Origin of the sequence: Acinetobacter boissieri (assembly GCF_900096955.1) — a bacterium.
Classification (GTDB): Bacteria; Pseudomonadota; Gammaproteobacteria; order Pseudomonadales; family Moraxellaceae; genus Acinetobacter; species Acinetobacter boissieri.
The window spans coordinates 171,751-184,340 of the sequence record NZ_FMYL01000006.1 but is presented as its reverse complement, the minus strand read 5'-3'; the positions used below and the strand labels follow the sequence as shown (position 1 = coordinate 184,340).

Annotated in this window: 11 protein-coding genes; 6 read left to right on the top strand and 5 right to left on the bottom strand. The window is 40.5% G+C overall.

Features of this window, described 5'->3' with window-relative positions; genetic code table 11:
* Positions 1-50: 50 nt before the first annotated feature.
* From BLS38_RS07830 to thrC, 3 genes are all read left to right on the top strand, one after another.
* Complete coding sequence (locus BLS38_RS07830; protein WP_092748330.1) at positions 51-866, top strand: DsbC family protein; 816 nt, start codon at positions 51-53, stop codon at positions 864-866.
* A gap of 99 nt (positions 867-965) precedes the next feature.
* Entirely contained in the window at positions 966-2,267 is a 1,302-nt protein-coding gene (locus BLS38_RS07825) for a homoserine dehydrogenase (protein WP_092748328.1), read from the top strand.
* Between the two features lie 61 nt (positions 2,268-2,328).
* On the top strand, positions 2,329-3,468 hold the full coding sequence (gene thrC, locus BLS38_RS07820; protein ID WP_092748326.1) for a threonine synthase: 1,140 nt from the start codon (positions 2,329-2,331) through the stop codon (positions 3,466-3,468).
* Between the two features lie 59 nt (positions 3,469-3,527).
* Here the strand turns inward: thrC and BLS38_RS07815 are convergent, their stop codons facing one another.
* Positions 3,528-4,553, bottom strand: a complete 1,026-nt coding sequence (locus BLS38_RS07815) for a serine hydrolase (protein ID WP_143230119.1) — start codon at positions 4,551-4,553, stop codon at positions 3,528-3,530.
* A 209-nt stretch (positions 4,554-4,762) separates the two neighbouring features.
* On the opposite strand from BLS38_RS07815, the gene gacA reads away from it, so the two are divergent.
* On the top strand, positions 4,763-5,398 hold the full coding sequence (gene gacA, locus BLS38_RS07810; protein ID WP_092748324.1) for a response regulator transcription factor GacA: 636 nt from the start codon (positions 4,763-4,765) through the stop codon (positions 5,396-5,398).
* A 103-nt stretch (positions 5,399-5,501) separates the two neighbouring features.
* On the opposite strand, the gene BLS38_RS07805 is transcribed toward gacA, so the two are convergent.
* The 4 genes from BLS38_RS07805 to lptF all read right to left on the bottom strand — a co-directional run bounded on the left by BLS38_RS07805 (position 5,502) and on the right by lptF (position 10,517).
* Positions 5,502-6,677, bottom strand: coding sequence for a S41 family peptidase (locus tag BLS38_RS07805; RefSeq protein ID WP_092748322.1), 1,176 nt, complete (start codon positions 6,675-6,677; stop codon positions 5,502-5,504).
* A gap of 11 nt (positions 6,678-6,688) precedes the next feature.
* Positions 6,689-8,236, bottom strand: coding sequence for a 2,3-bisphosphoglycerate-independent phosphoglycerate mutase (gpmI, locus tag BLS38_RS07800; RefSeq protein ID WP_092748320.1), 1,548 nt, complete (start codon positions 8,234-8,236; stop codon positions 6,689-6,691).
* A 109-nt stretch (positions 8,237-8,345) separates the two neighbouring features.
* Positions 8,346-9,416 carry an LPS export ABC transporter permease LptG gene (lptG, locus tag BLS38_RS07795; RefSeq protein WP_092748318.1) on the bottom strand — a complete coding sequence of 357 codons (1,071 nt, stop codon included), beginning with the start codon at positions 9,414-9,416 and terminating at the stop codon, positions 8,346-8,348.
* A 9-nt stretch (positions 9,417-9,425) separates the two neighbouring features.
* Positions 9,426-10,517 (bottom strand): LPS export ABC transporter permease LptF, encoded by a 1,092-nt coding sequence (lptF, locus tag BLS38_RS07790; protein ID WP_092748316.1) that lies wholly within the window; start codon positions 10,515-10,517, stop codon positions 9,426-9,428.
* A gap of 217 nt (positions 10,518-10,734) precedes the next feature.
* Between lptF and BLS38_RS07785 the strand changes: the two genes are divergently transcribed.
* Positions 10,735-12,165: a leucyl aminopeptidase gene (locus tag BLS38_RS07785; protein WP_092748314.1), complete on the top strand. Its 1,431-nt coding sequence runs from the start codon at positions 10,735-10,737 to the stop codon at positions 12,163-12,165.
* Positions 12,166-12,167: 2 nt separating this feature from the next.
* Entirely contained in the window at positions 12,168-12,572 is a 405-nt protein-coding gene (locus tag BLS38_RS07780; RefSeq protein ID WP_425283475.1) for a DNA polymerase III subunit chi, read from the top strand.
* Positions 12,573-12,590: the final 18 nt, after the last annotated feature.

Sequence of the window (12,590 nt, the reverse complement as noted above, 5' to 3'; positions counted from 1 at the left end):
TTATGCTAGCCATCAGTTGTTGACTCTTTTTTGACTAATAAAGGTTTTTTATGTTCTTTCGTTATACTAAAATAGCTGTAGCCTGTACTCTTACGCTCACTGCATTGCTTTCAGGCTGCTCAAAAGATAAAGCCAATGAACAAAAAAGTGATACGTTTACGGCGACAACACCTGCAACAGGTGAAGCATCACCAATTTTAGAGCGCAATGAAAAACAGCGCCTCATCACAACATTCCAAGAACAATTCAAAAAATCAAATATTAATATTAAAATCACAGATATTAAAAAAACTGAAGTACCAAACATCTACTGGGTCAATCTTGAAGGTGCGCCTTCTATTTATGCAACAGCAGATGGAAAATATGTAATTCAGGGTGATATTTTAGGTCTTGGTGATGGTAAAATTCATAATATTGGTGAAGATCTTCAAGCAGTAGAAAATAAGAAATTATTTGCAGCTTTAGACAATAAAGACCTAATTGTCTACCCAGCGCAAGGAAAAACACAACATGTCGTTTATGTGTTTACAGATGCAAGTTGCCCTTATTGCCATAAACTACACGAGTCATTGCCTGAAATTAGCGCCAAAGGTATAGAGGTACGTTATATTGCATGGCCACGTGGTGAACAATTCTACCCAAACATGCAAAGCATTTGGTGTAGCAAAGACCGTAAAGCTGCATTTGCAGCCGTAGCGAAAGGTGAAAATATCACTGCAGAAGAATGTAAAAATCCTGTCAAAGAACAATACATGTTAGGCGTAAAAATTGGTGTCAATGGTACACCTGCGATTTATAGCCAAGACGGGCATTATCTTGGTGGCTACCTCACAGCAGATGACTTGGCGAAGCGTTTAAGCAAATAATTAGAAAATAGGTAAAGATTCACACATCTTTACCTATGTAATCTCATTTTTTTTAGCTATGATCTAAAGTCAATCGTTAGATTATTTTTGGAGTGTAACGTGAAACCTGTTCGTTTGGCCATCCTTGGCCTAGGCACTGTCGGTGCTGGTGTGCTACAACTATTACAAGAAAATGCCAAAGAAATTAAACGCCGTACAGGTCGAGAAATTCAAATTACCCATGTTGGTACTCGTCGCCCACGTCCAGACCTTAACCTTGAAGGTATTCAACAAAGCGCGAACCTATTAGAAATCGTACGTCAGCCCGATGTAGATGTTGTCATTGAACTCATTGGTGGCCTTTCTCCTGCGAAAGAAATCTTCCTTGAAGCAATCAAACACGGCAAACAAGTTGTGACAGCAAATAAAGCACTACTTGCAGAGTGTGGCAATGAGCTCTTTGCATCTGCGGATCAACACACTGTACAAATTGCTTATGAAGCCGCTGTTGCAGGTGGTATTCCAATTATTAAAGTCATGCGTGAAGGCTTAGCCGCAAACCGTATTGAATGGCTTGCAGGAATTATCAACGGCACAGGTAATTTTATTTTAACGGAAATGCGTGACAAAGCTCGACCATTTGCTGATGTACTCAAAGAAGCACAAGAACTTGGCTATGCAGAAGCCGATCCAACTTTTGACGTTGAAGGTATTGATGCCGCGCATAAACTCACCTTATTAGCATCAATTGCATTTGGTATTCCATTACAGTTTGACAAAGTCTATACCGAAGGTATTAGCAAAATTACGGCACAAGATGTGCAGTATGCCGAAGAACTTGGTTTTTGTATTAAACACCTTGGTATTGCTCGCCGTGCTCCAAAAGGCATTGAGCTTCGTGTACACCCTACGCTTATTCCGAAAGAACAACCTCTTGCAAGTATTAACGGCGTACAAAATGCAGTCTCTGTAAAAGCCAGCGCTGTCGGTCAAACCATGTATTCAGGCCCAGGTGCAGGTGGTGGCCCAACAGCTTCTGCAGTTGTCGCAGATATTATTGATATTGTACGTGATATTTCTTATACAGAAGATGGTTCAGGTACTATTCCACAATTGGCCTTTGAATCACTCGAAGACATTAATATTTTAAGCCGCGAAGAGTTTACAACCGGCTATTACTTACGTGTGAATGTTGATGACCGCACTGGCGTATTAGCAAACATCACCACTATTTTAAGCAACTGTGGTATTAGTATTGATGCGATTTTACAACAACCGCGTCTTAAAAACCGTGTACCCATTGTGATTATGACAGACCCTATTGTAGAGTCTAAAATGGACGAAGCCATTTCACAAATTCAAGCATTGCCTGCAACACATGGCGAAGTGATGAGAATTCGTTTAGAATCGCTCGATAGCTAATCAACTTTCACTGGTGAGGATTCAATGCCTCACCCGCTTTAACAAATTTTGGAACATCATCATGTCGAATGCCAATCGTTATACTGGTCTTGTAGATCGTTATCGTGATCGTTTACCTGTATCTCAAAATACACGTGCAATTTCTTTGGGTGAAGGTAATACACCACTGATTAAGCTTGAAAATATTCCACGTATTATTGGTAAAGATGTTGAAATTTATGTCAAATATGAAGGCCTAAATCCAACCGGATCGTTTAAAGACCGTGGTATGACAATGGCTGTAACCAAGGCTGTTGAAGAAGGCTCTAAAGCGATTATTTGTGCATCTACAGGAAATACATCAGCAGCAGCTGCAGCTTATGCAGCACGTGCAGGTATCAAAGCATTTGTACTGATTCCTGAAGGCAAAATTGCCATGGGTAAACTTGCTCAAGCCATGATGTATGGTGCAATTACCATGCAAATTCGTGGTAATTTTGACGATGGTATGCGTTTGGTCAAAGAAATTGCCAATGAAGCACCGGTCACTATTGTAAACTCAATTAATCCATACCGTTTACAAGGTCAAAAAACCATTGCTTATGAAGTGGTTGAAGCTTTAGGCCGTGCACCTGACTACCATTGTTTACCTGTAGGTAATGCAGGAAATATTACTGCACACTGGATGGGTTACACAGAAGCAGTGGCGAACCAACCTGTTGGCGAATTTGAGCAAGTGATTTACGATGCGCAAACAGACCAGTTCACAGGGCCAAAACCTAAAGGTCTACCACAAATGGTTGGCTATCAGGCATCAGGTGCTGCACCATTTTTACGTGGTGCACCAATTGAATCACCTGAAACAGTTGCTACAGCGATTCGTATTGGTAACCCTCAAAGCTGGAACCATGCTAAAGCTGTAGTACGTGACTCAAATGGCTGGTTCGATGAACTGCAAGACAGTGAAATTTTAGAAGCACAGCGCATGTTATCTATGTACGAAGGTGTGTTTGTAGAACCAGCATCTGCGGCATCTCTTGGTGGTGCAATTCGTGATATTAAAGCCGGTAAAATTGCTGAAGGTTCAGTAATTGTCTGTACTGTAACGGGCAATGGCTTAAAAGATCCAGATACTGCCATCAAACAATGTGCCGATGCTGTCATGCTCACCATTGATGCCACAATGAATGATGTGAAAACCTCTATTTTAGCAAACATGTAATATAGAGTCGTAATAAAAAACCTTGTTTTCAAACAGGGTTTTTTATTACCGATAAAACACTAAGCATCTTTGGGCAAAGCACTCAGCCAATTTAAGAGATCTGTCGCATCAGCATTGCGAGCTTCTGTTGTAGGTTCACCCATCAAAACAACCACTGCAGGACGTGAGTTCACAGTCGTATGCATCACTACACAGCGCCCTGCTTCATTAATGAATCCTGTTTTAGATAAATTAATGTTCCAACCGCCATTACGAACCAAAGCATTGGTATTGCTGGCATTTAACATGCGATACCCTAAGTCGAAGTCATAATGTGCTGTTGATGAAAATTGACGAATCGCCCCATATTTATATGCTTCAGCCACCAAAATAGCTAAGTCACGTGCAGAAGAGACATTACGTGCATCTAAGCCCGTAGATTCGAAATAGCGTGTAGAATGCATACCTAATTGTTGTGCTTTTAAATTCATTGCACTAATAAATGCGACCTTCCCACCCGGGTAAGTACGTGCTAAAGCAGCAGCAGCAGGGTTTTCAGATTTCATGAGTGCCATCAGTAGAACTTCAGCACGGTTCATTTGATCACCGATACGAAGTTTTGTACTGGCTTGCTTAGGCCCAACAAAGTCAACCTGATCTAACGTAATCTGTTCAGACATATTTAAGTGGGCATCTGCAATCACTACAGCAGTCATAAGTTTGGTAATGGAAGCCATTGGACGAGCTGTACTGCTATTTTTACTAAACAGCACCTCACCTGTTTGAGCATCCATCACTAACGCTGAGCCTGCTTTTACAATGGGTCCTGCATTATTAAAAAACCGAGTATCTGACACAGGAGGTGGCTTTGTTGTTGTACCCGGTCTTTGAGTAATTGAAACAACAGTACCCCCTTCTGGGGCATCTTCCTCATCAGCATCATTAGATAAGAGATTTTTAGCATCATCATCTGACCAACTGATCTGTGCTTTAGGCACACCTATAGGCGTAGTATTAACCTGAAGCTCTGCAAAACTTGTGCTAGATAGCCCGATACACAGTGACACACCCAAAAAGTATGTCGAGATCTTTTTAAAAATTTTCACGATATTACACTCGACTCAAAGGACGCTGAGAGACATTTGCTTATACTCACCAATTGACTTACATTGGCGTATAACAGAACACTGCAAACCAATGGTTTCGCATAAATGCGATATAGGTTTGTGTTTTAAGATAACATTGCTAACTTTATGGTAAAATTGCAAGTTTAATTTGCTTTATGTAACAAAAAAGTTAACCCACGAGGTAAAATGTGATTTCAGTTTTAGTCGTAGATGACCACGAATTGGTACGTACTGGTATTTGTCGAATGTTAGCAGACCAAGTCGGTATCCATGTTATTGCCGAAGCTGAATCTGGTGAAGATGCTTTAACACTTACCAAACAACATCATCCACATATTGTTTTACTCGATGTCAATATGCCCGGTATCGGAGGTATTGAAACCACACGCCGTATTGTACAAAGCGTACCCGAAACACGTGTTATTGCTGTCAGCGGTCTTGCTGAAGAGCCTTATCCATCACTCATTCTTAAAGCAGGTGCAAAAGGCTATATTACAAAGGGTGCACCCATTGATGAAATGGTTCGTGCCATTAAAAAAGTAATGCAAGGTGGTAAATACTTCAGCGCAGATATTGCAGAACAATTGGCAAGTTCTTACTTATCTGACCAACAATTGTCACCCTTTGACCAACTGTCAGAACGAGAAATGCAAGTTGCAATGATGGTTGTAAACTGCCATAGCGCACAAGATATTGCAGATAAACTTTTCGTGAGTGTAAAAACTGTGAATACCTATCGCTACCGTATTTTTGAAAAGCTAAATATCGATAGTGATGTGAAAATGACTCATTTGGCACTGCGCTATAATCTCATCCAATTGTAATAGCGATCTAAATCAATTCTATTAAATCATAGCCTCTACAAGATTTTAAATAATGGGGGCTATAAAATCCCAACGCAATGATGCTTAGTACCACTCATTGACTTTAAGGCTGTACTAGTAATGCATCTGAGACTTCATCTAAATAGGTACTGTCTTTTTCGTCACTCACAGGTGTGATGACTTGATTAGGTATAATTCCTTTACCATCAATCATGCTACCGCTTGGTGTAATATAGTGTGACACTGTCATTTGTACTGCAGCACCATTAGGTAATGGAAATAGCTTTTGTACAACCCCTTTACCATAACTTTTTTCACCCATCACCCATGCACGGCGATGGTCTTTCAACGCCGCAGTAAATACTTCTGCCGCAGAAGCAGAACGCTGATTAATCAATATACCAACCTTAAAATCATTAGATTCTTTACTTGGCAAAGCCTGAAAGGTCTGGCTTCCTTCAGATCGACTCACCGTTTTTACAATGACACCACTGGTTAAAAATAAATCTGCAGTTTCTACTGCTGAAGACAACAATCCACCCGGATTATTTCTTAAGTCAATCAATACAGTTTTAACGTTTTTACGTACAGAGCGATCTAAAATATTTTTAATTTCACTGGCTGTTTCTTGTTGAAATACAGGAACTTTAATGACTAAAACTTGATTCTTTAATAAATTACTGCTCACTTCCGCTTCGATTTTTCGATTTCTAATAATAATTGTTGTGGGTGATGTTGGCGTCGTTTGTAAATTAATGGCTGTACCAATTGCACCATAAACCAAGTTTTTAACTTGCTCGACCGTTAAATCTTTCAACTCCACACCATCTATTTTATAAATAGATTGTCCATTATGTAAACCTAGTTTTGCTGAATCTGAAGTATCTTTTAAACCACGAATAAACCACTGTTGTTTTGACTTATCTAAAATCAGCTCGAAGTCAATGGATGCTAAATCACCATCGGTATACTGTAATAATTTTTTATAGTCTTCTGGCGACAAATAACGGGAATAACGATCTAAGCCACTCACAAGTCCTTTAATGGCTTGATCAAACAGTTGGTCATCTGCTCTTTCATCTACATAATTATCTTTAATCAGGGCATAAATTTGCACAAAATTTTGAATAGACTCTATAGGAATTTCTTGGTTACTTGTGGTGTTTTTATCAAAATCTGAAGGTGCTGCCGAAAACTGTGTATCGGCAGCATTTGCAACATGACCCACACAACTTATTAAACCTAAACAAAGGGCAATTATTTTGTGTGGTGCAATCATGTACATTCCTTTTAAGGGGTGAGTGTCACTAAGTTACGACCTTTCATTTCTTCAGGTTGTGGCAACTTCATAAGTGCTAAAAGCGTTGGTGCAACATCGGCTAAAATACCACCATCAGCAATGGTCGCCTGTGTTGGGCCAACATAAATAAATGGCACAGGTTCTGTAGTATGTTGCGTATGTACCTGACCACTCACGTAATCTTGCATTTGCTCTACATTACCATGATCTGCTGTGACTAGCATGTGGCCTTTTTTTGCCTTGACAACATCATAAATGCGACCGACACATGTATCTACAGTCTCTACAGCTTTCACTGCGGCATCAAATACCCCAGTATGACCAACCATATCACCATTGGCAAAGTTTAAGATGATTAAGTCAAATGCTTCAGACTCTAATGCTTCAATGACTTTGTCTGTCACTTCATAAGCACTCATTTCAGGCTGTAAGTCATATGTTGCAACATTTGGTGATTTTACCAAAATACGTTGCTCACCAGGATACTCGTCTTCACGCCCGCCACTGAAAAAGAAAGTTACATGGGCATATTTTTCAGTTTCGGCAATACGTAACTGTGTTTTACCTAAGTTAGATACATATTCGCCTAAGCTGTTGTGTAGCTCTGTAGGCATATACGCTACAGGTGCTTTAATAGAAGCTTGGTAACGTGTCAGCATCACAAATTCAGACAGTTTTGGCTGTACTTTACGCTCAAAACCTGTGAAATCGGTTTCTACAAAAGCACGAGTTAACTCACGTGCACGGTCTGCACGGAAGTTCATAAAAATAACAACATCGCCATCTTGTACAGGGGCTTTATCGCCAATACGCGTTGCTTTTACAAATTCGTCAGTTTCACCTGCTTCATATGCTTGTGCTAAAGCATCTTGTGCAGATGGTGCTGTGCGTAGGCCTTCGCCTTCTGTAATCACACGATACGCTTGCTCTACACGATCCCAACGGTTGTCACGATCCATTGCAAAGTAACGACCAACCATTGTGGCTATACGCCCTTGGTTTGGATATTTTGCAAATAAACCATCGAGCTTTTCTAATGATGGCTGTGCACTTTTTGGTGGAGTATCTCGGCCATCGGTAAATGCGTGTAAATATACTTTAGCATTGCGTTTAAGTGCGAGCTCAGACATGGCTGCAATATGATCTTCATGGGCATGTACACCACCTGCTGAAAGCAAGCCAATAATATGTACTGCACCGTGCGCCGCTTTGGCTTTTTCTACCGCATCTACAAGTACTGGATTTTTTTCAAATTCGCCTGTACGAATGTCTTTCGTAATACGGGTAAAATCTTGATATAAAATACGGCCAGCACCAAGGTTCATGTGTCCGACTTCTGAGTTACCCATTTGCCCCTCAGGTAACCCCACATCTTCACCTGAGCCAGAGATTAAACTGTGTGGGTGATTCTTTTTCATTTGGGCGAGATTTGGCGTTTTTGCTGCAAGCACAGCATTATCTGCGGCTATTTCTCTATGACCTATACCATCCATTATGACCAAGATATGCGGAATCTTGCCAACCTTAGCGTCCGTCATTGTATATTCTCTTTGTTGTTTACTTGAAATATCTATATTACCTAATTTCTGAGCAATAGACTATGTTACCAAGGTGGTAAGCTACAAAGATTTACAACCCCAATTCACACTATTTTGCACGGTGTAATAAATAACCACCAATAAGCAAAATCAGCGCAATAGGGCCAAAAACAAACCACAAAGGTGATGGGGTATATACCAAACTGGCATAGCCTAAAAAGTCTTGTAAGTAATAGAAACCTAAGCCAACAAATAAAGCGATGACCAATTTAAAACCCATAGATTGCTGACGTAATGGGCCAAAAATAAACGAACATGCCACCACAACCAATGCAATCAACGAAAATGGCATGGCCACTTTTTTCCAAAATGCCAATTGATAGGTTTTAGGCACTTGGCTGTATTCAGACAAATAGCCAATAAAAGAAACGAGCTGACTTGGCGATAAATCTTCAGGATCAATCGTCACCATATGTAAATATTTAGGTTGTAATGCCAATTCAAAATCTTGCTGTGTCGCATGTTGTAATACTGCATTACCTGTTTGCTGAATAGTGACTTCATCACTATTGCCCAACAGCCAATGACCATCTGTTTTAAATTGACCTGTTTTAGCACTGGTCAGTGTATTGAGGCGGTATTGATCATCAAAATTGAGTACTTGTATATTTTTCAAAGCACCTTGGTCATTTGCATAATCAATATAAATGAATCGTTGGCCTTCTCGTGTCCAATAGCCTTTCACTTCACCTAAAGAAGCAACCGTTTGATATTTTTTTAGACCATCTGCTTTTTCACTGCTATACGGAATGATCCATTCACTCAAAGCGAAAGATAAAATCACTAAAAGCATGGCTGAACGAATGACCCAGCCCACAATACGCCACAAACTTACACCCACTGAGCGCATGACCACCAATTCACTATTTGATGCTAGCGTACCCAAGCCAATCACGGCGCCAATTAAAGCCGAAATAGGTAAAATCTGATATAAATAGTGCGGTGTATTCCACCCAACAAACTGCAATGCTTGAATGGCATTATAGCCATGTTTTAACTGGCTCAGTTCAGCCAAATAAGTAAACAATACCTGTAACATGGTTAAAACAGCGGTTGCGCCTAACATAGCAAGTGCTGTGGTTTTGGTAACATGCTTGGCAATAAGACGGCGTGCAAACATTCATGGACCTCACTTGCTCAATTTAGATTTAATTTTAGGGGCTAAGTTTGGCGATTTCATAAAGACCAACGTGACAATGCCGTATAGCAAAACCACTGCAGGATATGCCCAAATTTGAAGCTCGCCACGAGTCATACGTGTTTTTACAGCCATGAGTGCCACAATTAAACTGGCAAAAATTAAAATACCAGGTAGTAAACGATAGTAACGGCCTTGCCTTGGATTCACTTCAGATAAAATCGTGGCAAGCATGAGCGCAATAATAATCACAAAAGGGCCAAAAATACGCCAGCCCAACTCACTTTGAACCACAGCATCATGACGTTTTTTCCATAACTTTGCCATGCTCATCGACTCAACTTGGTCACCAGAAACAGCCGCTTCACGGTCATTTTCAATACGCAAACGATAGTTTTTAAATTCTGCTTGAGAATATTGCACTTGACCTGGTCGTATTTCATAACGGCGACCATCAATTAAATCAACCACATTGGCTGTGTCATCTGGAATATCTACACGTTTCGCTTCACGGGCTAAAATAACAATATCTGGTTTATTTTCAGCTTGAGCCCGCTGATAAAAAAGTACGTCTTTTAAGTTTTTTCGATCTTCAGATAAATCACTGGCGTAAATCGTATATGGTCCCGAAGAGACAAACTCTTTTGGCCGAACCAAATCAAAACCGGTACGAATAGCTTGGGCACTGGTCAACTGTTGGAATTGACGCAACCCCCAAGGTGAAATCCAGCCCATGAGCGCAATTTGCAATACCAATAAACATGCAGTCAATGGTATAAGCAAACCTGCCAAACGGTTGCGACTAATACCGCTACCATTAAATACTGCCATTTCATTGTCAGTATATAAACGTCCAAACACCAGCATTAAGGCAATAAAAAAACCCAATGGGATAATAAGTGTCAGAAACTCAGGTAGGCGATAGCCAATAATACTAAAGAGCACACCACTGTCTAAACGACCTTGTGCCGCCACACCAAAATATTTAATGAGTCTTGCACCCATCATAATGAGCGTGAGTAATACCACCACAACAATTGTGGTTGCTAAAACCTGTTTCGCCAGATAACGCCGAATAATCAAAAGTATTTTCCATGATCGAAAAACAAATATGCGCTTAGTTTAACCGAATACACAGAATAAAAAAGCATATGGCACAGTCTTTGCTATTCTTTCATCTATAATATGCAGTTTTACAACAAAACACTGTACCGTATTATTGCAGGTTTTGTTGACTTCATATCTAATGTTATTTTGATCAAACCCCTCTATCCTAGAAATTAAAGGTCGTTCAGTACATATGAAACTTTTCTTGTCTCCACAGCTTAACAATAGCCCTGCCCTTTTTTCTTTCATTGATAGTACACAGCTTGCTCAAGCTTCAAAACAAACAGGCATCGAACAACTCGACACGCTGGTACAGCATGCAAAATTTACTGCCAATTTCAATGAAGTATTGCCTACGCTTGGTCAAAGCACCTATTCAGTCGCAACGACTCTCATTGGTTTAGGTGATACAAGCACACTCAACACACGCCAGCTCAGCAAACTTGCGCAACAGGTCATTCAACTGGCACAGAAAAAGTTTGATGTTATTGATGTTGATATTTCTGCTTTACCTGAACAATTCCACTATATTTTTGCGTTAAACCTGACTCAAGCTAACTATCACTATGATGAGTTTAAATCAAAAAAACATGAGCAAGTCCTCACAGATATTCACCTTGTAGGGACAACACTGACTACGGCTCAAGTTGAATTACTCAATGCATTAGAATCTGGTCAAAACCTCGCTCGTGATTTGGGTAACAAACCCGGCAACATTTGCTACCCAGCATATTTAGCAGAAGTTGCTCAGTCACTCGCTGCCGAGTTCCCTGACTTACTTAAAGTCACAGTACTTGACGAACAAAAAATGGCTGACCTTGGAATGGGTGCATTTTTGGCAGTAAGTCAAGGTTCTGATCGTGAAGGCCAACTCATTACGCTCGAATACAATGCACAACGTGAAGAAGCCCCGATAGTGTTGGTCGGTAAAGGCGTGACTTTCGATACAGGTGGTATTTCGTTAAAACCTGGTGCTGGTATGGACGAAATGAAATTTGATATGTGTGGTGCTGCATCTGTATTTGGTACCATTCGTGCACTGTGCGAAGCACGTTTACCAATTCATGTGGTGGGTGCAATTGCAGCCGCTGAAAATATGCCATCAGGCAATGCTGTTCGCCCCGGTGACGTTGTAACCACTATGAGTGGTCAAACCGTTGAAATTTTAAATACAGATGCCGAAGGTCGTTTGGTACTATGCGACACGCTGACGTATGTCAAACGCTTTAACCCAGAAGTAGTGATTGATATTGCGACCTTGACTGGTGCGTGCGTTGTGGCTTTGGGTAAAATTTTAAGTGGCGTATTTTCTCCAAACGATGCATTGGTTACCGAAATTAATACTGCAGGCGAACAAACCTTCGACCGTGTATGGCGCATGCCTGTGATTGAAGACTACCAAGATGGCTTAGATTCTCCTTTTGCGGACATGGGCAACATTACAGGCCCAGTCGGTGCAGGCGCAACAACAGCTGCATGTTTTTTACAACGCTTTACCCGTGACTACACATGGGCACATTTAGATGTTGCAGGTACTGCATGGACATCGGGTGCAAATAAAGGTGCAACAGGTCGTCCAGTGCCTTTACTTACGCAATTTATTGCAAACCGTGTTAAAGCGTAATTATGCAAGTTCGCTTTTATCTGTTTGAAACAAGTACCGAACCGCAGGCACACAGTGCCTGCCGTTTGGCACGAAAAATCGTTAAAAATAGTCAAAAACTATGGTGGTACTGTCCGAACACCCAACAACAGCAACAACTTGATGAATTATTGTGGTCATTTGACCCCACAAGTTTTATTACGCATGGCATTGACTGCCAACGTGGTCAGGTCTGTATTTCTGCTCAACTGCCTACAAGTCATGAATGGATTGTGTTTAATTTTTCAAATCAACCCATCAGTGAGCTTGATACAGTGAGCGATATTATTGAAATTATAGAAAATAACGAAGATGCCAAAATGATTGGGCGGGATAAGTTTAAATATTACAGACAATCAAAGATCACACCAAAAACATTTAAACTGTAAATTCATCGTTATATAAAA

Bases quoted from the DNA above. Each gene is read 5' to 3' on its own strand.
- BLS38_RS07830 (WP_092748330.1), top strand. From the start codon at position 51: ATGTTCTTTCGTTATACTAAAATAGCTGTAGCCTGTACTCTTACGCTC.
- thrC (WP_092748326.1), top strand. From the start codon at position 2,329: ATGTCGAATGCCAATCGTTATACTGGTCTTGTAGATCGTTATCGTGAT.
- BLS38_RS07805 (WP_092748322.1), bottom strand. From the start codon at position 6,677: ATGATTGCACCACACAAAATAATTGCCCTTTGTTTAGGTTTAATAAGT.
- gpmI (WP_092748320.1), bottom strand. From the start codon at position 8,236: ATGACGGACGCTAAGGTTGGCAAGATTCCGCATATCTTGGTCATAATG.
- lptG (WP_092748318.1), bottom strand. From the start codon at position 9,416: ATGTTTGCACGCCGTCTTATTGCCAAGCATGTTACCAAAACCACAGCA.
- BLS38_RS07785 (WP_092748314.1), top strand. From the start codon at position 10,735: ATGAAACTTTTCTTGTCTCCACAGCTTAACAATAGCCCTGCCCTTTTT.
- BLS38_RS07780 (WP_425283475.1), top strand. From the start codon at position 12,168: ATGCAAGTTCGCTTTTATCTGTTTGAAACAAGTACCGAACCGCAGGCA.